We start from the raw sequence: 24566 nt of genomic DNA on the forward strand, positions 1-24566 counted from the left end.
AGTCATATAAATGAAAGTTATCTCGATTGTTATCGAAAAGCGATAGCATCAGAGCCTGTCTAATATTCTGTTTGGCAAATACTAGCCTAGCATAATATTACGCGAATACGTTTAATTTATTGCTAATTCCACTAATATATTGCGGGATTATAACAGCTACTTCACTATTGCACAGGCAAAAAACCCTATTAGACTAAAACAAAAGGGCTTAAGGCGAAAGAATATACTGTATACGAGACTGTTTACCCAATAAACGTCGCACTACAGCGCCGAGCTGTTTATCATACTTAGTCGCATAAAAAGTCAAAGCCGGCGGTATATCCATAGCGGTCGCTAGGCCATTTAACGCTTCATTAGCTGATACCTTAACGGGTAATGCTAACAACTGTTCTGCTATCAATAGCTGCTTAACGCGCTCAGCGATTGCATGCCCCGAATCGACAATATGTAGCGCTAACTGCTGCTGAGTAATTTCTTGGCGTAAAAACGCTTTAAAAAATGGATAATGGGTACAGCCTAATACCAACTGATCGACGCCATCTTGCGAAAATTGCTGCAATTGCAGGCGTAAATCCTGAGCCGTTTTGCTGTCTTTAGGCATACCTGACTCAACCCAAGGGACTAAGTTTGGGTCAAAGTATTTGGAGACTCTGGTGGCATGAGGAATGGCAACATTCGTAATGACGTCATTTAGTAGCGCACCGTTTAACGTCGCTTTCGTTGCCAATACTGCCACGTGATGAGTTTTGCTGGCCAATACCGCAGGTTTTAAAGCAGGCACCAGACCAACAATAAGCAGCTGCGGATAATAGCGTCTGGCAGTCTCTAACGCATACGCCGAAGCACTATTACAGGCGATGACGATAAGCTTGCAGCCTTGTTGGTATAGCCATGCCACTGCAGCGAGCGTTAAGGCTTTAATGTCTTCACTATCACGATTGCCATACGGTACATGCAAGGTATCGGCATAATAAACGTAACGCTCATGCGGTAATTGCTGAGCCAGATGTAGATAGACCGACAAGCCGCCGACGCCCGAATCGAACAAGCCGATTGGCGCACTGCGTTCCTTTTTAAGCGCGTTATTTATCACGCTATCATCTGCTTTAAGCGTTTTAAAACTATCATTAATAAATGTCGTTTTGTGCGTCTCAAGGCTATCAACAATATCAAGGCTTGTATTATCAGGCACTGCTTTTACGGCAACCTTCATTGCTCTCTTACCGCCGTTCTTATATAAGTATTAAATATACGCCAATCTCAACTTATCGTAGGCTTTTGATTTTTATAGAATTTAAAATTCTAATTGTTTTAACTGAAATTTTAAAAACTAAGTAAACCAATACCTTAGAAAAATAAGTTGAGAGTGGGGTTAAATATAGTCTATTATGAATCTGATGGCATTGATAACGTATAAGCGTTATCACCACTTTGCAGCGTTAGTATCGTCTCACCTTCACGCTCTGTCAATTCACCAATTTCTGTTAAATGATAAAAAGCGTTACGTCCAATCAATGCTTCCAAGCCGTTTCGTACCATCATATAAGGACGAATTTGCGTAGAGCTTTCTGTACTTTTATTATCTTCTTTATTCTTACTTTTGTCAGAATGGCTATTGTCATCAGAGTCTTTCATTGTATAAGCACGCAAACTAATCGGATGTTCATCATCTAAACGCACTACATCACCGGTGGTGGTCGTAAATTCTAGCCAGCTTTCACCTTGTTCTTCAACGATACCAACATCGTTAATCAGTAACGGCGCATCTTCTACGTGGATACGCAGTTTTTGTACCGGTGTCTTTAAAAAATACTCAACCGCGCCATTATTTTCTTCTTTCCACAAAATAGTGGCAAACAAACTGACTAATGACTGACGGGTCATGTGCCCGCCTTCGTGCCACCACTCGCCGTTGGCTTTGATGGTTAGATCCATGTCCGTTACTTGCTCAGGATGCCAGTTCTCAAGCGGCGGTATAGCGCGCCCTTCGCGTATACTTGGCGCTGACTTAAAATACTGACTCAAAGCATCCATACCATTTGGCGCAGATACCTTGTCATTCGTGACTTTGAGGCTATCTTTATCATTAGAATTGTCGTTTTTATTATCGTCATTCATCATAAAATCCTTTATGTAGTAATCAAAGTTTGGCGCATCTATTATTACTATAAATTTTTGTTTCGGGTATGATGAAAGCCTATCGTCATTGTACCCCCATTATTTCCCTCTTACCTTAACATTGATACTCAGAAATGCGTATCGTGTTTGTAGGACTTTTCTTTTATAATGAGTAACGATTATTTATTTGCAATGGTTCAGTGGGTGTTGAATTAACAACACATTTTACGTTATGGGTGCTAGATTTTACGTCAATCTTTGTACGCTTAACGTCGTCAATTGATGCCGCAAAGACAGTTCTTATCGGGCAGCCATATGTCTGAGTAACGTTAGCGCCGCAAGCTTTATTATTCAATTGTTAAGCTAATGATGCCCTGAGATAAGCCACTAAAAGTTTAGGAGTAGGTATGCAAGAGCAAGACAATCAAAAGCCTGTTGTTGATAATGACACTGTTAGCAACGACGTTGTTAATAATGACATTGTCAGTAACGACACTGTAAATAGCGACATCGCACATACTGATGTAGCCGTAGAAGAAGTCGCCACTACTGAAGAAAGCGCTGCAACTGAGGCGACAGAAGTTGCCGCTGAGCCAGTAGAAGCCACTACTGCAACAGAAGCAACGCCCGAGCCAGCCGTAGAACCAGAAACTACTGAGCCTGAAATCGAACGTGAATCAATGGAATTTGATGTCATCATCGTTGGCGGCGGCCCTGCGGGTTTATCAGCAGCCATTCGTCTGCGTCAGCTTGCTATTGCAGCGGGCAATGATGAGTTTATGGTTTGTGTGGTCGAAAAAGGCTCAGAGTTTGGTGCCCATACCTTATCTGGTGCGGTCATTGAGCCGCGTGCTTTAGACGAGCTGATACCAGATTGGAAAGAAAAAGGCGCGCCACTAAACGTACCTGCCATTGAAGACCGCGTTTATATGCTCGGTTCTGCGACCAAAGCAACCAAGCTTCCTGATTCTATCGTGCCTGCCAGCATGCACAATGAAGGCAACTACATTGTCTCATTGGGCAACGTCGTTCGTTGGTTGGCTGAGCAAGCAGAAGAGCTTGAAGTCATGATGTTCCCAGGCTTTGCAGCCGACGACATCTTATATAACGATGACGGTTCGGTAAGAGGGGTTTTGACCGGCGACATGGGCGTGGCTGCCAATGGTGAAGCCAAGCCAAGCTTTGAGCCAGGTTACGAGCTGCTAGGTAAATATACCATTTTTGCCGAAGGTTGCCGCGGACATTTGGGCAAGCGCCTCATCAGCCGTTTCGCGCTTGATAAAGACTCAGACCCTCAGCATTATGGTATCGGTCTAAAAGAGCTATGGGAAGTCAGCCCAGAGAAGCACGAGCAAGGCGTGGTCATGCATGGTTCAGGTTGGCCATTAACGGATACCGGCTCATCTGGCGGTTGGTGGTTGTACTTCGATGAAAACAACCAAGTCAGCTTTGGTATGGTCATCGACCTATCGTACTCAAACCCTTATATGTCACCGTTTGATGAGATGCAGCGCCTAAAACTTCATCCAGTCATTCGCAACGTCTTAGAAGGCGGCAAACGCCTGTCATACGGCGCGCGTGCGTTGACCAAAGGCGGCTTAAACTCCTTACCAAAATTCACCTTCCCAGGTGGCGTGTTGGTCGGTGATGATGCAGGCTTCTTAAACCCTGCCAAAATCAAAGGTACGCACACCTCAATGAAGTCAGGTATGTTGGCGGCTGAAGCGATTTTTGAAGCGTTACAAGCAGGCCGTGAATATGACGACGTGGTTGCCTATAGCACCATGTATAAAGAATCATGGCTGTATCAAGACAACTACGAAGCGCGTAACTTTGCCCCAGCCATGCACCGTATGGGTCAATGGATGGGCGGCGCCTTTACCTTTATCGAGCAAAATTTGCTTGGCGGTAAAATGCCTTTGACCATTCATGATAATAAGAGAGATTATGATCAGCTAGAGCGTGCGGCGCATGCTTATCAGCCAACCTATCCTAAGCCAGATGGTAAGCTGATATTTGATAAGCTGTCATCAGTCTTTATCTCCAACACCAACCACGCTGAAGACCAACCGACGCATCTGAAACTCACCGATCCTACGGTGCCTGTTTCAATTAACTTACCGCTGTATGCTGAGCCTGCGCGTCTGTACTGCCCAGCTGGCGTTTACGAGGTGGTGAAAGATGCCGAAGGTGCTAAGTTTGTTATCAATGCGCAAAACTGTGTGCATTGTAAGACCTGTGATATCAAAGACCCGTCACAGAACATTACTTGGGTAACGCCAGAAGGCGGCGGCGGTCCTAACTATCCAAACATGTAAATCATGTTTGAGATAATTATGGCTTAATAAAAAACCGCTCTTAATATAAGGGCGGTTTTTTTATATTTATAGCTTCGACAGCATAACTTTTTAGCTTACCAAAAAGATCTAATCAGTCCACGCATCACGGTTGGCTTCATCTTTTAGTTTCACAAAATCATCAGGGTCAAATTTGATTTGCTCGCCGGTTTTGCCTTCTTTGATTTGTCTTTCATAATCACGCAAAATTCTAAGCGCCACTGGCGACAAGATTAAAATCGCTATCAAGTTGACGAGTGCCATGAGACCCATTGATAAGTCAGCGAAGTTCCAAATAGCAGGTAAGCTAGCAATAGCACCAACAAATACCATGCCTAAAACCATAAAACGGAAAATCATAATCATGACTTTGGCATTTTTTTCACCAGAGATAAATTCAAGATTGGACTCGCCATAGCTGTAGTTGGCAATGATAGAGGTAAACGAAAAGAAGAAAATTGCAATCGCGACAAAAACTACGCCCATATCGCCCACATACTGCGACAGTGCCAACTGGGTTAATTGAATACCTTCTTGTTCGACATTTGGATCGACGACACCTGAAAGTATAATAATCGCCGCGGTTGCCGTACAGATAACCAGCGTATCCATAAAGACACCGAGCATTTGCATAAAGCCTTGCACCGCTGGATGGTCAGGATGGCTTTTTGCCGTCGCTGCGGCATTGGGCGCTGAACCCATACCCGCTTCGTTCGAAAACAAACCACGCTTGATACCGTTAATCATCGCCTGCGCAATACCATAACCAATCACACCGCCCGCCGCTTGCTCAAAACCAAAGGCTGATTTTACAATCAAGGCAACGGCTGCTGGGAATTCGCTAAAGTTGGTGATAATAATATAAAGCGCCAACAAGATATAAAGAATCGCCATGACTGGCACGATTTTACCTGCGATACGCGCAACCGAGCGTAGTCCGCCAAATACCACTGGGGCGACGAGCGCGACCAGTATTAACCCTGTCATCCACGTTGGAACACCAAACGCTTCATTGGTCGCCTGCGCAATCGTATTCGACTGCACGCCATTAAACGCCAAACCAAACGCAACCAGCAAACAAAGCGAGAAAAATATCGCCAGCCAGCGCTTGCCCAAACCTTTTTCGATATAGTAAGCCGGTCCACCGCGGTAAACATTGTCATTATGCGGCACTTTATAGGCTTGGGCTAAGGTTGACTCGATAAAACTGGTCGACATACCGACGAGCGCCGTCATCCACATCCAAAATACTGCGCCCGGTCCACCAAGATAGATAGCGATCGCTACCCCTGCCAGATTACCGGTACCGACACGCGCCGCTAAAGACGTCATCAGCGCCTCAAACGAGCTGATACCTCCATCTTTACGGCCTTGGTTTGACACCCGTAATAACTGCCACATATGACCAAAGTGACGAAACTGAATAAAACGCGTAGCAACGGTGAAATATAGACCAGCCCCAATCAACACAAACATCAACAATCCATACCAAGGATTGCTGGCGATTAACCAATCGTTATTACCCCAGATAATACTAACGCCGTAATTCACGATGTTATTAAACCAGCCTGCTATGCCGTCACTCATACCTACTCCTCACTTACGTTTATAAATGTTACTTATTTTTATATAGAAACACATTTAACTGATTATACCGCTCATAATTCTGCTAAACATCTCTACTAATAAGATGCCGTTTGCATTCTATAGAGATTAAGACGCCTACTACTATCAAATTTTTTTATTAATTTAAAAAGACTATTTCTGAAATAAATGTTACTTACTATTGAAGTCCTATAGAATGGGGAATGTAACAAATCAGTAGCATTGGTTAGACATTTATCGTACGATTTCAGTAATATTAAATGTTCTAAACACTTATAGAAGTCTACTTTATTACCGACCACGTTTTTTAACTATGATAGAGTGGATTTTATAGATATTAGCATTCGGTTGATATTGATTTATTGGTATGAATGACTAACGTATTAACAACTTTAAGACTCTTGTCAGGAAGACGGGATCGTAAAAAGACAGCGGATTGTTGACCTTCATCGTTTTTCCTCGATAAATCCCCTTTTTTTCTGCAAGAGACTCTTAAAAACCCTAGCATTTATGATGTCGTTTATTTGATTAAGTCAGCTTAATGTTAAATAAATGTCTATTAAATCGCTTTATGACTGGTTCACGTTTTAGTATTTGGTTTTTATTATTTTTCATTTGTGCGCATTTTTTCAGCTAAGCTGTTGAGTCATTTTGTATGAATCGTCTATAGGATGGTTTTTTTATAGACACAATTTCGCTTAAAGCGATAGACAAGAATAACTCATTAAGCTCAAATCAAATATTATGTTTTTAGGCAAGACAAAAGGAGTTGTCCTATGGAAAACCACAACGATCCATCTGGTTATTGGCGTGCCAATATCCGTCTCATTATAGGTTGCCTCATTATTTGGGCCCTCTGTTCATACGGTTTCGGTATTTTATTTCGACCATTATTAACAGGGATTCGAATAGGCGGTACTGACCTAGGATTTTGGTTCGCTCAGCAAGGTTCCATTGGCGTATTTATCATTTTAATTTTCTTCTACGCGTGGCGTATGAATAAGTTAGATAAACAATATGGTGTAGACGAGGAATAGCCCTATGAGTCAATTTACGATTAATATTATTTTTGTAGGTCTATCTTTCGCTTTATACTTCGGTATTGCATGGTGGGCACGTGCAGGTTCAACCAGTGAGTTTTATGTCGCTGGCGGCGGCGTCCATCCTGTAGTAAACGGTATGGCAACGGCTGCTGACTGGATGAGTGCGGCATCATTTATCTCGATGGCAGGTATTATTGCTACTGGCGGCTATGCGGCCTCAACTTATTTGATGGGTTGGACGGGTGGTTACGTTCTACTGGCCATGCTGCTTGCGCCTTACCTACGTAAATTTGGTAAGTTCACGGTTCCAGATTTTATTGGCGACCGTTTTTATTCTAAGACCGCAGCGATGATTGCCGTGGTTTGTTTGATTATTGCCTCAACCACTTACGTTATCGGTCAGATGACCGGCGCTGGGGTAGCATTCTCACGCTTCTTAGAAGTGGATAATACCACCGGTCTGATTATTGCCGCGGTCGTTGTTTTCTTCTACGCCGTACTTGGTGGTATGAAAGGGATTACCTACACGCAGGTTGCGCAGTATATTGTTCTGATGATTGCTTATACCATTCCTGCCGTATTTATCTCACTTGAGCTGACAGGCAATCCGATTCCGGGTCTTGGTTTGTTCTCAAACCATGTGGAAGCCGGTATTCCTATCTTAGCTAAGCTTGATCAAATCGTCGTCGACTTGGGCTTTACCGCTTATACTGCTGACGTGCCAAACAAGCTAAACATGGTGCTATTCACTTTATCACTGATGATTGGTACCGCAGGCTTACCGCACGTTATCATTCGCTTTTTCACCGTTCCTAAAGTTGCGGATGCGCGCTGGACGGCTGGTTGGACATTGGTTTTCATCTCGCTACTATACTTCACTGCCCCTGCGGTAGGTGCAATGGCGCGTCTAAACCTAATCGATACTATCTATCCACAAGGTGTTGAAGAGCCTGCCATCGAGTACGATCAACGCCCAGACTGGATGAGAACGTGGGAAGACACGGGTCTTATTAAATATAACGATTTAAATAACGATGGTCGTATCCAGTTCTATAGTGATAGCGGGCTTGGTGCAGCTGAGCTCGCAGCAGCGGCTGCCACTACTGACGGCGGTGATGTTGCGGCAACGACGGCGGCGGTTGAAGAAGCAAAAGCTGAACATGCTTTAGAGCGTGATGGTATCTTTGTCGATAGAGGCTGGGAAGGTAATGAGCTTGATGTCAACGCTGATATCTTAGTATTGGCCAATCCGGAAATTGCACAGCTACCAGGTTGGGTTATTGGTCTTATCGCCGCCGGTGGTTTGGCAGCAGCGCTTTCAACGGCAGCGGGTCTACTACTTGCTATCTCATCAGCAATCAGTCATGACTTGATTAAACGTAACTTAAATCCAAACATTACCGATGCAGGCGAGCTAAAAGTTGCCCGTATCACGATGGCGATTGCGATTGTGGTTGCGACATGGCTTGGTATTAACCCGCCAGGATTTGCCGCACAGGTCGTTGCACTAGCCTTTGGTATTGCAGGTGCCTCACTGTTCCCTGCACTGATGATGGGTATTTTCTCTAAGCGTATTAACAACCTTGGCGCTATTGCTGGTATGTTAACGGGCTTGGTTAGTATCTTGGTTTATATCTTTATCTTTAAAGGCTGGTTCTTTATCAGTGGTACAGCCAGCTTCCCTGATACTGAAGAGTACTGGTTGTTCGGTATCTCACCACTATCATTTGGTGCGGTTGGTGCATTACTGAACTTTATCGTGGCATTCGCCGTTTCTTATGCGACTGCGCCACCACCAGCACATATCCAAGAATTGGTTGAAAGTGTTCGTTCTCCACGTGGAGCTGGCGGCGCAATCGATCACTAATCTAGACGATATTGTGTGCTATTATTTGTAATCTAGTCACTCACCGGCAGCAGCTGCTTGTGAGTGTTTTTTTTATCTTTTTATGAACTGGTTTTAAATGCGCTGATGGCGTTAAGGAAAAATCTTATGCTTTTTGAGTTTATCGCCACCATAGCTGCCGGATTTGGTATGGCTGGGATAGCACTAATCATAACTCATCTCAGCAAACTTGCAGGAAAAAAAGCCCCAAGATGGCTGATTCCATTGTTTGGTGCGATTGGCATCTTTGGCTTTCAAATCAGCCAAGAATATAGCTGGTTCGAGCAGCAAACTGCGCAACTACCTAACGGCGTGCATGTGGTTAAAAAAGTTGAACAGAGCACTTGGTTTCGTCCTTGGTCATATATCAAACCACAAACTTTTCGCTTCATCGCCGCTGATAGCGGACACGCTCGCGCCAACGCTGATTCGCCAAATATTTATTTGGTGAATTTATATTTGTTTGAGCGACGTCGAAGTGTGCAGCAAGTACTGCAGGTTATTGACTGTGCTGCCCCTGCCCGCGCCGATTACGTATTGCAAGAAAAGGATAGTAAGCTGAGCATTGATGAGCATGTGAAGCAAACCACTAAGTGGCGGTCATTAGAAAAAAATGATCCGTTATATATCAACGTTTGTATCAATAAAATTTAATAACGCGTGTTGATACTGGTATAAGCATGTTTTGAGTTTGCCCCCAATAATAAGCCGGCGCATAGTCCGCCAAAATGCGCCGCAAATGAGATACCTTGCTGCGGCATCAAACCTTGTTTGATGGTCAACCAGTAACCAGCTCCCATGACAATACAAGCAAGCAGATAACCCCAGCGCCGCGCAAATACTGCTCCGCCTATCATATAACCCAGCATCGCAAAACATAGCCCCGACGCGCCGATATGAATCGACAATGGCGAACCGATAATCCAAGTCACCAATCCTGACGCCACGATCAATTTAATTACCGTACGATAAGCATTATTTTCAAAGAGTCCGAACAGAAATAAAATTTGTAATAACGTCAATGTATTACCAAGTAAGTGAGAAAAGTTGCCATGCATCGTCCATGACGCAACTACCCCAATCATACTACCTAAATCTAACGCCCGTGGCACAATCCCAAAGATATTCCATAGCCCGAAAAGCAGTGTTTCATTGAGAAAAAACATGCCCCACATCGGTATAAGAACAAACGCATATAAGCCAAAAACTTGCTTAATTCTGCGCGTTATTAAGCTAAATAATTGCTGCCACTTCATAACAAACCTTATCTTTTAAACCTTTGAATGTTATTAAAACCCTATTGCTCGCTCACAGAAGACAATGTGCTTTTTACAGGCTTAAATGACAATGATGAGGTGTCTTCTTCTGCCGTTAATACACTCTTGGCATGCAGCAAAGAGGTCGAATGATAAGGAACCAACGCCGTTGGCATAAAATTACGCGCGGCATCAATATGTTTAACCGAATCATCAAAGAAGATATGTGGCGCAAAGGTTTTTAATACTGCCGTCTTTTCAAGTCCGCCCAAAAAAAATGCCATGTCGAGATCAACACCCCAATCACGTAGCGTTTTAATCGCCCGTAAGTCCGCAGGGGCATTACGGGCAGTGACTAACGCTATCTTCATGGGAGAAGTATGCAAGCTTGCAGGCAATCGCTCTTGCATTTTTGACAGCTTAATCAACAGCTCTGCATAAGGTCCTTTTTCTATCGGCAAATCCCGCATTTCGGCTTCACGCTCATGAAAAGCCCGCAACCCTTTTTGTTTATAAAGCAGCTCACCTGAGTCATCAAACAATACCGCATCACCATCAAATGCGATACGCAGCTGCTTAGTATCGAGCTCATAAGTATTTACTGGTGTGGCATCTAATATCGCACAGGCACAAATATTGGCATCGGCAACCTGCTGAGCGTCATCACGATTGGTGGTCAAAAACAAATCCACATTAAAATCTTTAATATAAGGCGCTATAGGGCTTCCGGATATAAACGCCGAGCGAGAAATGGTTAAACCATGTTCACGAATCGCATTGAGCACTTGAATACCTGTATCAGGGCTACTTTTTGAAACAATCACCACTTCAACCAGCGGTGTATCAATACCTGAACTCTGCCCTTCACAATCATGGCAATAATTATTTAAATTTAGCAACGCTTTAATAAGCGGATAGCCAGCACCGATGCTGAGCGGATCGTTTTCACGTTCAGCCATATAGTCGCGGAACTCTTTAATCGCTTCGTGAGGTCGCTGTTGCAATAACGCTATCAGATGATTTTCAGACTCTGATAAATCAAATAAAGCGGTTGCTGATATCGCAACGATCAAGGTATTGGTAAAATCAACTGCCATAGCTTTCTCTATTTATAAAAACTTTGTTAAAAAAATTATGTTAAAAATATCAAACGACCAGTTTACTACATCTACCTCAATCTATAATGTTAAGAAATTTCTATGAGTAAACCTTTGTTTTATGACGGATTAAAAGACATAAAAAAAGCCTGCATACACAGGCTTTTTATTTTTTAATAAATCAGGTCTATAAGTAATTCTATATTATTAATAATGATTAACTAAGGTCAGTATCTTCATTAATGACAAAGCTCACAATCATAATGACATGATACTTATTAATCTTACCATCGGTAATACCAACTTTCTGCTCTTTTACCCAAGCACCTTGAACATTGTTAACGGTTTTGGCGATACGCGCCACGCCTTTTTGAATAGCGTCTTCAAAACTTGTTTCTGAGGTGCTGCTTACTTCAATATTCTTTGCAATAGTCATAATCATCTCATCCTTGTGATTATTAATTTTTATGATATTAAGTTCATTTATAAAAGCCCATGTTTCTCTAGTAATCCTGCATCGATAACATGAACTGTAATAATCATAGCTTTAATAAGTCATCTCAACAATACATAGCTGTTAAGTTATGTATTAGGATATGTAAAATAGTTTTCTAACCTCAACCGCTAGACAAAGAAAACCCCCTTACGCATTCACGTAAGGGGGTAATCGGAATAGAGAGCTGACGATGACCTACTCTCACATGGCCGGGGCCACACTACCATTGGCGCGATGATGTTTCACTTCTGAGTTCGGGAAGGGATCAGGTGGTGCCATCATGCTATTGTCGTCAGCAAAGGGGGTTAGATATGAGTCTGTGTGTTTAATGACTAGTGTCATCTTAATCCAACTGAATCAAGGATTAAGGTGATATCGAAATAATTAGACTTGATACAAACCACTTGGGTGTTGTATGGTCAAGCCAAACGAGCAATTAGTACAGGTTAGCTACACACATCGCTGTGCTTCCACACCCTGCCTATCAACGTCCTAGTCTTGAACGGCTCTTTAGGGAAATCTAATCTTGAGGTGGGCTTCCCGCTTAGATGCTTTCAGCGGTTATCCCATCCGAACGTAGCTACCGGGCAATGCCATTGGCATGACAACCCGAACACCAGTGGTTCGTCCACTCTGGTCCTCTCGTACTAGGAGCAGATCCTCTCAAATTTCCAACGCCCACGGTAGATAGGGACCGAACTGTCTCACGACGTTCTAAACCCAGCTCGCGTACCTCTTTAAATGGCGAACAGCCATACCCTTAGGACCTGCTTCAGCCCTAGGATGAGATGAGCCGACATCGAGGTGCCAAACACCGCCGTCGATATGAACTCTTGGGCGGTATCAGCCTGTTATCCCCAGAGTACCTTTTATCCGTTGAGCGATGGCCCTTCCATACAGAACCACCGGATCACTAAGACCTACTTTCGTACCTGCTCGACTTGTGGGTCTCGCAGTTAAGCGCGCTTTTGCCTTTATACTCTATGAACGATTTCCGACCGTTCTGAGCGCACCTTCGTACTCCTCCGTTACTCTTTAGGAGGAGACCGCCCCAGTCAAACTACCCACCATACATTGTCCTCGGTATTGTTATACCTGAGTTAGAACCCCGACATGACCAGGGTGGTATTTCAAGGATGGCTCCACCAAGACTAGCGTCTCGGCTTCAAAGCCTCCCACCTATCCTGCACAAGTCAGGTCAAAGTTCAATGTAAAGCTGTAGTAAAGGTTCACGGGGTCTTTCCGTCTAGCCGCGGGTACACAGCATCTTCACTGCGATTTCGATTTCACTGAGTCTCTGCTGGAGACAGCGCTGCCATCATTATGTCATTCGTGCAGGTCGGAACTTACCCGACAAGGAATTTCGCTACCTTAGGACCGTTATAGTTACGGCCGCCGTTTACTGGGGCTTCGATCAAGAGCTTCGCATACGCTAACCCCATCAATTAACCTTCCAGCACCGGGCAGACATCACACCCTATACGTCCACTTTCGTGTTTGCAGAGTGCTGTGTTTTTAATAAACAGTTGCAGCAGCCTGGTATCTGCGACTGCCAACAGCTCAAGGAGCAAGTCCTATCACCATCGGCAGCGTACCTTCTCCCGAAGTTACGGTACCATTTTGCCTAGTTCCTTCAGCAGAGTTCTCTCAAGCGCCTTGGTATTCTCTACCTGATCACCTGTGTCGGTTTAGGGTACGATTCGTTTATAACTATTGCTTAGAAGCTTTTCCTGGAAGCATGGTATTTGCCACTTCGCGGTACAAGTACCGCTTGCTATCAGATCTCAGCCGTATTACAGTCCGGATTTGCCTAAACTGTAAGCCTACATCCTTTCACCTGGACAACCAACGCCAGGCTGACATAACCTACTCCGTCCCTCCATCGCATTATAAACAAGTATCGGAATATTAACCGATTTCCCATCGACTACGCCTTTCGGCCTCGCCTTAGGGGTCGACTCACCCAGCCCCGATTAACGTTGGACTGGAACCCTTGATCTTCCGGCGTGCGAGCTTTTCACTCGCATTATCGTTACTCACGTCAGCATTCGCTCTTGTGATACCTCCAGCATGCTTTACAACACACCTTCACAGGCTTACACAACGCTCCCCTACCACTTGAAAACAAATTCAAATCCGCAGCTTCGGCTCCTAGTTTGAGCCCCGTTACATCTTCCGCGCGGGCCGACTCGACTAGTGAGCTATTACGCTTTCTTTAAAGGATGGCTGCTTCTAAGCCAACCTCCTAGCTGTCTATGCCTTCCCACCTCGTTTCCCACTTAACTAGGAATTTGGGGCCTTAGCTGGCGGTCTGGGTTGTTTCCCTCTCCACAATGGACGTTAGCACCCACTGTGTGTCTCCCGGATATCACTCATCGGTATTCGGAGTTTGCATCGGTTTGGTAAGTCGGTATGACCCCCTAGCCGAAACAGTGCTCTACCCCCAATGGTGTTCGTCCGAGGCGCTACCTAAATAGCTTTCGGGGAGAACCAGCTATCACCGAGTTTGATTAGCCTTTCACCCCTATCCACAAGTCATCCCCTGGCTTTTCAACGACAGTGGGTTCGGTCCTCCGGTGCCTGTTACGGCACTTTCAACCTGCTCATGGATAGATCACTCGGTTTCGGGTCTATACCCTGCAACTAATCGCCCTATTAAGACTCGGTTTCCCTACGGCTCCCCTAAACGGTTAACCTTGCTACAGAATATAAGTCGCTGACCCATTATACAAAAGGTACGCGGTCACCCTAATAAATTAAGGCTCCCACTGCTTGTACGCACACGGTTTCAGGTTCTATTTCACTCCCCTCACAGGGGTTCTTTTCGCCTTTCCCTCACGGTACTGGTTCACTATCGGTCAGTCAGGAGTATTTAGCCTTGGAGGATGGTCCCCCCATCTTCAAACAGGATTTCTCGTGCCCCGCTCTACTTAATATGTTAATGCTAATGTTTCGAATACAGGACTATCACCTACTACGGTCAGCTTTCCCACGCTGTTCTTCTACATTAGTACTAATCGGCTTCTCCCCGTTCGCTCGCCGCTACTAGGGGAATCTCAATTGATGTCTATTCCTAAGGGTACTGAGATGTTTCACTTCCCCTCGTTCGCCTCTTATATAAATATAAGATACCTAGCTTATGCTAGGTGGGTTTCCCCATTCAGAAATCTCCGGATCACAGGATATTGCCGCCTCCCCGAAGCTTATCGCAGGCTGTCACGTCTTTCATCGCCTCTGACTGCCAAGGCATCCACCATGTGCGCTTCATTACTTGACCATACAACCCCAAGTAGTCTTTCGACTTCTAAGTGTCATACAATCTAATTATGATAACGATATCACCTATGTTTACGCTTGATTCAGTTCTCTTTACTTTTTTAAGAAATCCTCTTTGGGATAACAAACAATGTCGTTAAAAGAGGATTTCTTAAGGTTAGAGTGTCGCGTGAACACGCCACTCTAACCCAGACTCATATCTATGTTTTTAAATAGTTCTTACTCTCTCGTCGAGTAGTAAGTTTCCGTATAAAACAGAAAGAAGTAATCAGATAATATATCGCTATATTGGAATCACTTGTTTCTGTTTGATACCTATTCATTTATTAGCATTCAAAGCTTACTGCGTTTATAGTGGTGGAGCCAAACGGAGTCGAACCGTTGACCTCCTGCGTGCAAGGCAGGCGCTCTACCAACTGAGCTATGGCCCCATATATAAATGGTGGGTCTAAGTGGACTTGAACCACTGACCCCCGCGTTATCAACACGGTGCTCTAACCAGCTGAGCTACAGACCCAAATTACGCTTGTATAAACGTAAGCTTAAACTAAAGAACAACTTGTTGTGAATTCTTGCTGACCGAATGCTGTCTATAAGGAGGTGATCCAGCCGCAGGTTCCCCTACGGCTACCTTGTTACGACTTCACCCCAGTCATCAACCACACCGTGGTGATCGCCTTCCTAAAAGGTTAGGCTAACCACTTCTGGTGCAATCAACTCCCATGGTGTGACGGGCGGTGTGTACAAGGCCCGGGAACGTATTCACCGCGGCATTCTGATCCGCGATTACTAGCGATTCCTACTTCATGGAGTCGAGTTGCAGACTCCAATCTGGACTACGATAGGCTTTTTGAGATTCGCATCACATCGCTGTGTAGCTGCCCTCTGTACCTACCATTGTAGCACGTGTGTAGCCCTGGTCGTAAGGGCCATGATGACTTGACGTCGTCCCCGCCTTCCTCCAGTTTGTCACTGGCAGTATCCTTAGAGTTCCCGGCCAAACCGCTGGTAACTAAGGACAAGGGTTGCGCTCGTTGCGGGACTTAACCCAACATCTCACGACACGAGCTGACGACAGCCATGCAGCACCTGTATTCTAATTCCCGAAGGCACTCCCGCATCTCTGCAGGATTCTAGATATGTCAAGACCAGGTAAGGTTCTTCGCGTTGCATCGAATTAAACCACATGCTCCACCGCTTGTGCGGGCCCCCGTCAATTCATTTGAGTTTTAACCTTGCGGCCGTACTCCCCAGGCGGTCTACTTATTGCGTTAGCTGCGTCACTAAGTCCTCAAGGGACCCAACGACTAGTAGACATCGTTTACGGCGTGGACTACCAGGGTATCTAATCCTGTTTGCTACCCACGCTTTCGAACCTCAGTGTCAGTATGATGCCAGAAGGCTGCCTTCGCCATCGGTATTCCTCCAGATCTCTACGCATTTCACCGCTACACCTGGAATTCTACCTTCCTCTCACCTACTCTAGCCTAACAGTATCAGATGCCGTTCCCAGGTTAAGCCCGGGGCTTTCACATCTGACTTATCAAGCCACCTACGCTCGCTTTACGCCCAGTAATTCCGATTAACGCTTGCACCCTCTGTATTACCGCGGCTGCTGGCACAGAGTTAGCCGGTGCTTATTCTGCAGCTAATGTCATCGTCCATGGGTATTAACCATGGAGTCTTCTTCACTGCTTAAAGTGCTTTACAACCAAAAGGCCTTCTTCACACACGCGGCATGGCTGGATCAGGGTTGCCCCCATTGTCCAATATTCCCCACTGCTGCCTCCCGTAGGAGTCCGGGCCGTGTCTCAGTCCCGGTGTGGCTGATCATCCTCTCAGACCAGCTACAGATCGTCGCCATGGTAGGCTTTTACCCCACCATCTAGCTAATCCGACTTAGGCTCATCTAATAGCGAGAGCAACAAGTTGCCCCCTTTCTCCCGTAGGTCGTATGCGGTATTAATTCGAGTTTCCCCGAGCTATCCCCCACTACTAGGTAGATTCCTAAGTATTACTCACCCGTCCGCCGCTCGTCAGCGAGAAGCAAGCTTCTCCTGTTACCGCTCGACTTGCATGTGTTAAGCCTGCCGCCAGCGTTCAATCTGAGCCATGATCAAACTCTTCAGTTTAATCTTGCATGAAGTCCTTTAAAGAGACTTCGAAACTTGGCTCATTTAATCTGGCAATTACGCTCTCGTATGTTTCATATAATGAATTAACTTTGAGTTTTCTTGCTGTCTTAAATGATAATTTTTATAGTTAGAATGACTCCCGAAAAGAGAGTAAAACCAACTTTATTTTTTAGCATTCTGAATCAGCAAAAATCCACACAAGTTGTTCTTTAGTTATGCTTTTAAATAGTGTCAAGTTACTGTCGTCCAGTAACTGATATATAGGGTTTTTCTCTTTGCTAGTCAGTTTAAGCTAAGAACTTATCCTATCTAGCGAGCCGACTATCATATCATAATGATTTGGTTTGTCAAGCTTTTTTATAATTTGTTTCAATGGGTTAGCCAGGTTTGTTATATGTAAATCCACATATAAGTAACTCCGGTTCTCCCTAATGAGGTGCGTATTATAGACGCTTATTTTAATTAGTCAAGAAGTAAATTATTTTATTTTAAAAGTAATTTAGTAGGTTGGATGATTAGTTAATAGCTTCGCTATTAATAATAAGTGGTAAACCACTTCTCCAATCCGCCTTCCCTTTCGACTGGGTGGCATTATACGCGCTTTTAGTAGGGGGTCAAGGGGGTTTATCCGCTATTTTAGCGATTATCTGACCTTGCCATTAATACTGTTTATTTATCAGTCAGTTAGGGTTAAAAATAATTTCACCTTCATTATAGACTACCTTTTTTGCTTAAAATTGCTTACCTCTCCTATATAACGGCTATCTAATAATTATCTTCTATATAGGATATGACACTTCTATAGTTTACCTATCTTTTTAAAGAAATCCTTATAAGCAGCGACTTTTTTATCTAACGCTAAAGGGTAGGCGCGCGACGTTGAAGGTAACCTATATAAGGTAAGATTATTTACATTAACTTTCTTATTATTACTTTGCCATTCATAAGGGTAATCCATACTTTGATTGGTCTTAGGGTATTTTGATTTGGCAGGTGGCTCAGCTAATAAATTGAGTAGCACTTCAGTGGCTTTGCCGCCCGTGGTAAATAAGGTTTCAACCTTTGGTACTTGTGGCAAGATAATATCTAAATCAACGGGGGTGACAACGGTGAGGTTTTTATCAGAAGCATTACCAGTCTCGCGGATAGCTTGAGTGACGGTAGGACAAGAGGCAATGCCGCGCTCGAACATAAAGGCACGAATACGCTCAGGGTCAAAACGCTTTTCATCGCCTACTCTGAAATAATCAACGTCATCAAAAAACACACTGCCATAGATACGCCACATATCATTATAAAAGTTCGGGTAGTGAAAGCGCATTGCCCATTTATCAGCAGTCGGTGGAAAAGTACCCATCATCATCACGGTAGCATTCGGCGGTAACACTGGACCGAACGGATGGGTTTCTACTTCTGCGGCGCCAGTGTCGAACAATAACGAGTTGGTAGCCAATTTATCAGTACTATCATGGGTATGGGATGGTTGTGTAGTCATAAGATTCTTCATCAGAAAAGCGGTTTTTTTGTTATCATAGCAAGCCTGAACACTACTTCATTTGTTAGGGCGTTATTATAGTCGAACATAGTTTGCTTAAATAAAACTAACCTTGTTATAAATGCCTTTGGCTTACTTTTTTATTAAAGCATTAAGCTTACTATTGATGGTCTAGGTATAGGGTTGAAGTGCAGTAAGTGTTTGTATCTTTATTACTAATAGCAACCGCAGTAACTGCGCAAGCATCAGCGAAAAATCAAGAGAGACCTTATGAATGACTTAAAAATCACCGTTATTGATCACCCGCTAGTCCGTCATAAACTCAGCCTTATGCGTGAAAAAGACTGTAGTACCTATAAATTTCGTACATTAACCAAAGAACTTGCACGCTTGATGGCGTATGAAGCGAGCCGCGATTTTGAAATTGAAACCTTCCCAATGCAGGGCTGGTGTGGCGAAATTACAGGCGAGCAAATCATCGGTAAGACCGCAACGATTGTACCGATTTTACGTGCTGGTATTGGCATGCTCGACGGTGTGCTCGATTTAATCCCAACGGCGAAAATCTCTGTCGTCGGTTTACAGCGTGACGAAGAAACCTTGCAGCCAGTGCCGTTTTTTGAAAAATTTGTCAGCCACATGGACAAACGTCCAGCGCTTATTATTGACCCCATGTTGGCGACTGGCGGTTCAATGGTTGCAACCATCGAGATGTTAAAGAAAAATGGCTGTACCAATATTAAAGCCTTGGTATTGGTTGCGGCACCTGAAGGCGTGCGTGTGGTCAATGAAGCACATCCTGACGTAACTATCTATACCGCTGCCCTCGACAGCCATTTGGATGAGCATGGTTATATTATTCCAGGTTTAGGTGATGCGGGCGATAAAATCTTTGGTAAGCAGTTATTTAACAAGTAAGACAACGCCTTTAAACCAAGACAAGCTGGCGTTATAAATCATGACACATGTACAGAACATCAATGATAAGGATATAAGATGAACGTATTGATTACAGGCGCAAGCGCTGGTTTCGGTAAAGCATTAGCTGAGCGTTTGGTTGCCAATGGTCATCGCGTGATTGGCTGTGCCAGACGCTTAGACAAATTGAATGCGTTGGCAGATACGTTGGGCGAGGCATTTTTACCTGTGGTCATGGATGTCAGTGACACCGCGTCTATACCGCACATCATTGCTGACTTGCCAGCTGACTTTAAGCAAATCGATGTCTTGGTGAATAACGCTGGACTGGCACTCGGCACCGAGCCTGCGCACAACGCCAGTCTTGATGATTGGATACGTATGATTGATACCAATATTAAAGGTTTGATGGCATTGACTCATGCTGTCTTGCCAGCCATGGTCGCACGCGATAGCGGTTATATTATTAATGTTGGTTCAATTGCGGGCAGTTGGCCTTATTTTGGTGGTAACGTTTATGGTGCGACCAAAGCCTTTGTCAAACAGTTTAGCTTAAATCTGCGCGCTGACTTAATCGGTACGCAAGTACGGGTGACCAATCTTGAACCGGGTAATGTCGCGGGCACCGAATTTTCAAACGTGCGCTATCATGGCGATGACGATAAAGCCGCTCAAGTTTACGACGGCTTTAAAACCATGACCGGTGATGATATTGGCGATATCTTGTTATGGCTGATTGAGTCGCCTGCCCATATTAACGTCAACCGTTTAGAAGTCATGCCGGTTGCGCAAACCTACAACGGTCTAACGATTGCTAAGCAAGATTCATAAAGGTTTAGCCGACCATTCGGTTTATTAACGTAATTCATAAGATCGAAGCAATATAGTCGCCTCTATGTTGCTTCGTTTTTTGGCTATGACATTCTCTTCATTGATCAGGCGCAATTCCTGAAAACCCAAAATCAATACCTCATTACGCGTGCGCTCGCTGGTACGTTTATTGTGACGTATCGGAAATCCTAAAACTTGCTTACCTTTAATTACTATCTGATTGATAATCATGGTCGGATTATTCATAGTAGATTTTGCACTTACCTTTTGAGCATCAATAATCGCGGTGGCAGGATTGAGCGTTGTGATTAACACCCTTGTCTGACGCACGCTTTTTGCTAAATCTCCTGCAAATAATAATACTTGCTCTATTGGTAAACACTGGGCGTGGCGCATAAGCTCGCGGCGAAATAACGCTGGCATATCGGTATTAAAGCTGTCTTCTGTTTGTCGATAAAAGGCCGTAAAATTACGATGTAGATAGCGACCAAAGACGCTGCTATTTATCCAATCTTGATAAACACCATTGGCTAATAATTGCTTTGTAAATGCTTCGGCATCTGGCATATTTTCTGTCATGAGCATCGCTAGCAATAGCGCGCGCGGATTGGTAAATATTTGCTGCTGCCAGCTTTGTGGATATAAGCTGCTATCAAGCAATGCTAAAGTTAACTTGCCCATACGCTAATATCCTTATTAAACAGTGAAACTATTATTTAGTACATATAGTATCTATTATATACGTTTCCTATTACAGTCATTTGCTATCGAATAGCAGCACAGATTGTGTGCTTGGATTTATTTGTCCGCTTTATTTATATAAAAAAAGCGACCTTAAAAGACGCTTTTTATTTGAGCAATGAGTTTTAAGTATTTTTAAAACCTTGATCAGCTAAGGCTTTAATCAGCACAAATCTCGGTATTTCCTTACCATCAACTTCAACGGTTTCTGTAAACATGGTTAATGGTCGAACCCAAACGTCATACTCGCCATATAGACAGCGATAAACCACTAGCAATTCTTCTGTTTCTGAATGCTGCGCGGTATGCAATACCTGATAAAGATTGCCTTTATAATGGCGGTAAATGCCTTGGCAGACCGTTTTTTCTGTCATGATTGAATCCTCATTTATATCTTAAGTACACGAGCTAAATACTGTCTCAGTAAATTCATAACGCAAAATAAATAAGGTCGACCATCAATGTCGACCTTATCTTTAATGATTACCTGTATTATTGAAACTAGTCAATTTAAGCTACCGTCACTTTTGCATACGCCTTTTTGCCTGCTTGGATAACGACTGTCTGACCAGACGTTAAACTAAAGCCTGCATCGACGACTTCGCCATCTACTTTTACCGCGCCACGTTTAATCATGTCTTTAGCCGATGAGCTGTTTTTGGCAAGCTCTGCTTGGTTTAGGATTTGCGTGATAAATAATGCGTCCTGCCCTTCTAACTCTAACGTCACTTCTGGTAAATCAACGGGCAGTTCACCATCAGCCAATACGTTACCCGCTGACTTGTGCGCATTAGCAGCAGCGTCCGCATCATGGAAACGCTCGATTAATTCTTCAGCAAGAATGCGTTTGATTTCTTGTGGGTTACGACCGTTTTCCATCTCTGCCATTAACGCCTCAACTTCCTCCATCGGCTTAAAGCTTAAAAATTCAAAGTAGCGACGGATTAAAGTATCTGGCATCGACAGCAGTTTTTGGTACATGGTGCCCGGCGCATCGTAAATACCGACGTAATTGCCGAGTGACTTAGACATTTTATTAACGCCGTCTAGCCCTTCTAAGATTGGCACGGTAATACAAACTTGCGGCTCTTGACCATAACGACCTTGTAAGGTACGTCCCATCAAAATGTTAAAGGTTTGGTCAGTACCGCCCAGCTCGACGTCAGCTTTTAGCGCGATAGAGTCATAGCCTTGCACCAATGGGTATAAAAACTCATGGATAGCAATGGGCGTTTGCGCCGCGTAGCGTTTAGAAAAATCATCACGCTCTAGCATGCGTGAAACGGTCAATTGGCTAGAAAGCTGAATCATATCACCCGCTGACATGTCTTTAAACCATTCAGAATTAAAGACGATCTTGGTTTTTTCTTTATCCAAGATTTTAAAAACTTGTTCTGCATAAGTCTGTGCGTTGACTTTGATTTGTTCATCGGTCAACGGCGGGCGTGTGCTGTTTTTGCCAGATGGATCACCAATCTTGGCGGTATAATCGCCGATTAGAAAATAAATCTCATGACCCAAATCTTGAAAATGCTTCAGCTTATTAATCAACACGGTATGGCCCAAATGCAGGTCAGGCGCTGTGGGATCAAAGCCTGCCTTGATACGCAGCGGGCGATTCAGTTTTAACTTTTTAACCAAATCGTCTTCCGATAGGATTTCTTGTGTACCGCGCTGAATCAGGGCAAGTTGTTCTTCTAGGGTGTAAGTTTGGGTGGTCATGATGCTCTCTTTATTGTCTTTATTTAAAGGGTAACGCGTTTGGGCCAATTAGAATTTCGTAGCCCGTAAAAGATGTTAGAATTTGACAGATATACTAGCGTTTTTTAAGGTAAATTGCCATGACCAACCCTGCATCGATTGCTGATACTAATGATAATACTGATTCAACTATCAATTATGACGATAATTTAAATAACACTTTGGACAAAACTTTAGATGACGATTTAAATTATGCCACCTTGACCGATGCGCTTGAGCAAACGGTGTTTGAAAACTTTGATGATGGTTTATATATCGGCATGATGTCTGGCACCAGCTTGGATGGTATGGATGCGGTGCTTTGTCAATTCGATGGTGAAGAAAACATCCAACAACCGCTGCGATTGTTAGCCTCTATCAGCCAAGATTTTCCGCCACGCCTGCGTGAGGTGTTATTGGCACTTTGTCAGCCAAATGGTGTTCAAGAATTAACGCCAACAATGGGCGAACCAAGCAGCGAGTTAGATTGGTTTGGCTGGGCAAGTAAAGAATACGCTGAATTTGCCAGCGACGTGGTCAATAATTTATTGCAGCAGTCCAATACCGATGTAGAGTCGGTGCTGGCAATTGGCTGTCACGGTCAAACCGTGCGTCATCGTCCACAAATGGGCTTTAGTTTGCAACTGCTCGATGCCAATATCATCGCTGAGCGTACTGGTATTAGCGTGGTAAGTGATTTCCGCCGCCGCGATATGGCCGTTGGTGGTCAAGGCGCGCCTTTAGTACCTGCCTTTCATCAAGCCTTGTTTGCCACGCCTGATAGCACACGGGTGTTATTAAATTTGGGCGGTATTGCCAACATTACCGTTTTGCCAGCCAATGCTAACCTTATTAACGCTAATCCTGCTAATGATGCTCTTGTTAATAATAGTCCAGTTATTGGTTATGATACCGGTCCTGCCAATTTATTACTCGATGCGTGGACGGCGTTGCATACGGATAAAGATTATGACGCTGGCGGCGCATGGGCACAGTCAGGACAAGTCGTTGAGCCGCTACTTAACCAACTGATAGAACATCCATTTTTTGCGCGAACCTATCCGAAAAGCACAGGTCGTGAAGACTTTAACTTAGCGTGGCTACAAAGCGAGCTGCAAAAATTTGACCAAGCCTCTGCCCATATTCGCTATTCGTCAGCCGATGTACAGGCAACATTGACCGAGCTGACGGCGATGAGTGCCAGTATGCAAATCAATATGTTTATTAAAGCCAAAGAAAATAGCTCGGTTTATGTCTGCGGTGGCGGTGCCTTAAATGATTACTTGATGACTCGCTTGCAGGCGCATTTACCTCACTGCAAAGTAGAAACTACTGCCAGCTTGGGACTAAACCCCGCTTGGGTCGAAGCCGTCGCCTTTGCATGGTTGGCACGGCAAACCTTAATGGGGGAAACTGGTAACTTACCAGCGGTCACTGGCGCAAGTAAAGGCGTGGTATTGGGTCAAGTTTGTTTTGCTTAATAAGCCTTTAATTGTTTAAATTTTAGTTTACATACGTGCACTAATGTGTTTTATAATGACGGTTAAAATACCTTCTTTTTAGGATCGCACGTACAGGATATATCGCATGAGCC

General features: G+C 44.1%; 17 protein-coding genes, 2 tRNA genes and 3 rRNA genes. 7 read left to right on the forward strand and 15 right to left on the reverse strand.

Annotated elements, in window-relative coordinates:
- Nucleotides 1-208: 208 nt before the first annotated feature.
- Nucleotides 209-1213: a glutamate racemase gene (murI, locus tag ACPEGP_RS07820; protein WP_423813084.1), complete on the reverse strand. Its 1005-nt coding sequence runs from the start codon at nt 1211-1213 to the stop codon at nt 209-211.
- Nucleotides 1214-1386: 173 nt separating this feature from the next.
- A complete protein-coding gene (locus ACPEGP_RS07825; RefSeq protein WP_406947881.1) occupies nt 1387-2121 on the reverse strand; it encodes a DUF1285 domain-containing protein in 735 nt (244 codons plus the stop codon).
- 677 nt (nt 2122-2798) lie between these two features.
- On the opposite strand from ACPEGP_RS07825, the gene ACPEGP_RS07830 reads away from it, so the two are divergent.
- The gene (locus ACPEGP_RS07830; RefSeq protein WP_423814265.1) at nt 2799-4436 is read left to right on the forward strand and encodes an electron transfer flavoprotein-ubiquinone oxidoreductase; all 1638 of its coding nucleotides are present in this window, start codon (nt 2799-2801) and stop codon (nt 4434-4436) included.
- A 108-nt stretch (nt 4437-4544) separates the two neighbouring features.
- On the opposite strand, the gene ACPEGP_RS07835 is transcribed toward ACPEGP_RS07830, so the two are convergent.
- Nucleotides 4545-6041 (reverse strand): alanine/glycine:cation symporter family protein, encoded by a 1497-nt coding sequence (locus tag ACPEGP_RS07835; protein ID WP_200663456.1) that lies wholly within the window; start codon nt 6039-6041, stop codon nt 4545-4547.
- A 794-nt stretch (nt 6042-6835) separates the two neighbouring features.
- Here ACPEGP_RS07835 and ACPEGP_RS07840 point away from each other — a divergent pair.
- From ACPEGP_RS07840 to ACPEGP_RS07850, 3 genes are all read left to right on the forward strand, one after another.
- Entirely contained in the window at nt 6836-7096 is a 261-nt protein-coding gene (locus tag ACPEGP_RS07840) for a DUF4212 domain-containing protein (protein ID WP_144298090.1), read from the forward strand.
- A gap of 4 nt (nt 7097-7100) precedes the next feature.
- Nucleotides 7101-8969 carry a sodium:solute symporter family protein gene (locus ACPEGP_RS07845; protein ID WP_102076655.1) on the forward strand — a complete coding sequence of 623 codons (1869 nt, stop codon included), beginning with the start codon at nt 7101-7103 and terminating at the stop codon, nt 8967-8969.
- A gap of 126 nt (nt 8970-9095) precedes the next feature.
- Nucleotides 9096-9641 carry a hypothetical protein gene (locus ACPEGP_RS07850; RefSeq protein ID WP_423813085.1) on the forward strand — a complete coding sequence of 182 codons (546 nt, stop codon included), beginning with the start codon at nt 9096-9098 and terminating at the stop codon, nt 9639-9641.
- Here the strand turns inward: ACPEGP_RS07850 and ACPEGP_RS07855 are convergent.
- From ACPEGP_RS07855 to ACPEGP_RS07895, 9 genes are all read right to left on the reverse strand, one after another.
- A complete protein-coding gene (locus ACPEGP_RS07855; protein WP_423813086.1) occupies nt 9638-10243 on the reverse strand; it encodes a rhomboid family intramembrane serine protease in 606 nt (201 codons plus the stop codon). The two genes, ACPEGP_RS07850 and ACPEGP_RS07855, sit on opposite strands and share 4 nt — an antisense overlap.
- A gap of 41 nt (nt 10244-10284) precedes the next feature.
- Nucleotides 10285-11340, reverse strand: a complete 1056-nt coding sequence (locus ACPEGP_RS07860; protein WP_423813087.1) for a 5'-nucleotidase — start codon at nt 11338-11340, stop codon at nt 10285-10287.
- Between the two features lie 217 nt (nt 11341-11557).
- Complete coding sequence (locus ACPEGP_RS07865; protein WP_105246437.1) at nt 11558-11776, reverse strand: dodecin family protein; 219 nt, start codon at nt 11774-11776, stop codon at nt 11558-11560.
- Between the two features lie 242 nt (nt 11777-12018).
- Nucleotides 12019-12133: ribosomal RNA gene (gene rrf / locus ACPEGP_RS07870) — 5S ribosomal RNA — on the reverse strand.
- Nucleotides 12134-12251: 118 nt separating this feature from the next.
- Nucleotides 12252-15113, reverse strand: a 23S ribosomal RNA gene (locus tag ACPEGP_RS07875).
- A gap of 354 nt (nt 15114-15467) precedes the next feature.
- A tRNA-Ala gene (locus ACPEGP_RS07880) sits at nt 15468-15543 on the reverse strand.
- Between the two features lie 9 nt (nt 15544-15552).
- Nucleotides 15553-15629 (reverse strand) — tRNA-Ile (locus ACPEGP_RS07885).
- Between the two features lie 76 nt (nt 15630-15705).
- A 16S ribosomal RNA gene (locus tag ACPEGP_RS07890) occupies nt 15706-17244 on the reverse strand.
- The 16S, 23S and 5S rRNA genes sit together here with 2 tRNA genes alongside, the layout of an rRNA operon.
- An 802-nt stretch (nt 17245-18046) precedes the next feature.
- On the reverse strand, nt 18047-18610 hold the full coding sequence (locus ACPEGP_RS07895; RefSeq protein WP_423814266.1) for a DNA glycosylase: 564 nt from the start codon (nt 18608-18610) through the stop codon (nt 18047-18049).
- A 402-nt stretch (nt 18611-19012) separates the two neighbouring features.
- On the opposite strand from ACPEGP_RS07895, the gene upp reads away from it, so the two are divergent.
- Together upp and ACPEGP_RS07905 are read left to right on the forward strand one after the other, a co-directional pair.
- Nucleotides 19013-19660, forward strand: coding sequence for a uracil phosphoribosyltransferase (upp, locus tag ACPEGP_RS07900; protein WP_191692246.1), 648 nt, complete (start codon nt 19013-19015; stop codon nt 19658-19660).
- A 78-nt stretch (nt 19661-19738) separates the two neighbouring features.
- Nucleotides 19739-20491 carry an SDR family NAD(P)-dependent oxidoreductase gene (locus tag ACPEGP_RS07905; protein WP_423813088.1) on the forward strand — a complete coding sequence of 251 codons (753 nt, stop codon included), beginning with the start codon at nt 19739-19741 and terminating at the stop codon, nt 20489-20491.
- A gap of 24 nt (nt 20492-20515) precedes the next feature.
- Here ACPEGP_RS07905 and ACPEGP_RS07910 read toward each other — a convergent pair whose 3' ends face one another.
- The 3 genes from ACPEGP_RS07910 to tyrS form a co-directional block, all read right to left on the reverse strand.
- Nucleotides 20516-21172 carry a hypothetical protein gene (locus ACPEGP_RS07910; protein ID WP_201592093.1) on the reverse strand — a complete coding sequence of 219 codons (657 nt, stop codon included), beginning with the start codon at nt 21170-21172 and terminating at the stop codon, nt 20516-20518.
- 185 nt (nt 21173-21357) lie between these two features.
- Nucleotides 21358-21606 carry a DUF1653 domain-containing protein gene (locus tag ACPEGP_RS07915; protein WP_423813089.1) on the reverse strand — a complete coding sequence of 83 codons (249 nt, stop codon included), beginning with the start codon at nt 21604-21606 and terminating at the stop codon, nt 21358-21360.
- Between the two features lie 136 nt (nt 21607-21742).
- Nucleotides 21743-22954: a tyrosine--tRNA ligase gene (gene tyrS / locus ACPEGP_RS07920; protein ID WP_068403761.1), complete on the reverse strand. Its 1212-nt coding sequence runs from the start codon at nt 22952-22954 to the stop codon at nt 21743-21745.
- 119 nt (nt 22955-23073) lie between these two features.
- Between tyrS and ACPEGP_RS07925 the strand changes: the two genes are divergently transcribed.
- A complete protein-coding gene (locus ACPEGP_RS07925; RefSeq protein ID WP_423813090.1) occupies nt 23074-24453 on the forward strand; it encodes an anhydro-N-acetylmuramic acid kinase in 1380 nt (459 codons plus the stop codon).
- Nucleotides 24454-24566: the final 113 nt, after the last annotated feature.

Source organism: Psychrobacter sp. 219-2-C (genome assembly GCF_049560815.1).
Lineage (GTDB): Bacteria > Pseudomonadota > Gammaproteobacteria > Pseudomonadales > Moraxellaceae > Psychrobacter > Psychrobacter faecalis.

What these genes read in the sequence shown, in the direction of transcription:
- murI (WP_423813084.1), bottom strand. Translation starts at nt 1,213, where the DNA reads ATGAAGGTTGCCGTAAAAGCAGTGCCTGATAATACAAGCCTTGATATT.
- ACPEGP_RS07825 (WP_406947881.1), bottom strand. Translation starts at nt 2,121, where the DNA reads ATGATGAATGACGATAATAAAAACGACAATTCTAATGATAAAGATAGC.
- ACPEGP_RS07830 (WP_423814265.1), top strand. Translation starts at nt 2,799, where the DNA reads ATGGAATTTGATGTCATCATCGTTGGCGGCGGCCCTGCGGGTTTATCA.
- ACPEGP_RS07835 (WP_200663456.1), bottom strand. Translation starts at nt 6,041, where the DNA reads ATGAGTGACGGCATAGCAGGCTGGTTTAATAACATCGTGAATTACGGC.
- ACPEGP_RS07840 (WP_144298090.1), top strand. Translation starts at nt 6,836, where the DNA reads ATGGAAAACCACAACGATCCATCTGGTTATTGGCGTGCCAATATCCGT.
- ACPEGP_RS07845 (WP_102076655.1), top strand. Translation starts at nt 7,101, where the DNA reads ATGAGTCAATTTACGATTAATATTATTTTTGTAGGTCTATCTTTCGCT.
- ACPEGP_RS07850 (WP_423813085.1), top strand. Translation starts at nt 9,096, where the DNA reads ATGCTTTTTGAGTTTATCGCCACCATAGCTGCCGGATTTGGTATGGCT.
- ACPEGP_RS07855 (WP_423813086.1), bottom strand. Translation starts at nt 10,243, where the DNA reads ATGAAGTGGCAGCAATTATTTAGCTTAATAACGCGCAGAATTAAGCAA.
- ACPEGP_RS07860 (WP_423813087.1), bottom strand. Translation starts at nt 11,340, where the DNA reads ATGGCAGTTGATTTTACCAATACCTTGATCGTTGCGATATCAGCAACC.
- ACPEGP_RS07865 (WP_105246437.1), bottom strand. Translation starts at nt 11,776, where the DNA reads ATGACTATTGCAAAGAATATTGAAGTAAGCAGCACCTCAGAAACAAGT.
- ACPEGP_RS07895 (WP_423814266.1), bottom strand. Translation starts at nt 18,610, where the DNA reads ATGATGATGGGTACTTTTCCACCGACTGCTGATAAATGGGCAATGCGC.
- upp (WP_191692246.1), top strand. Translation starts at nt 19,013, where the DNA reads ATGAATGACTTAAAAATCACCGTTATTGATCACCCGCTAGTCCGTCAT.
- ACPEGP_RS07905 (WP_423813088.1), top strand. Translation starts at nt 19,739, where the DNA reads ATGAACGTATTGATTACAGGCGCAAGCGCTGGTTTCGGTAAAGCATTA.
- ACPEGP_RS07910 (WP_201592093.1), bottom strand. Translation starts at nt 21,172, where the DNA reads ATGGGCAAGTTAACTTTAGCATTGCTTGATAGCAGCTTATATCCACAA.
- ACPEGP_RS07915 (WP_423813089.1), bottom strand. Translation starts at nt 21,606, where the DNA reads ATGACAGAAAAAACGGTCTGCCAAGGCATTTACCGCCATTATAAAGGC.
- tyrS (WP_068403761.1), bottom strand. Translation starts at nt 22,954, where the DNA reads ATGACCACCCAAACTTACACCCTAGAAGAACAACTTGCCCTGATTCAG.
- ACPEGP_RS07925 (WP_423813090.1), top strand. Translation starts at nt 23,074, where the DNA reads ATGACCAACCCTGCATCGATTGCTGATACTAATGATAATACTGATTCA.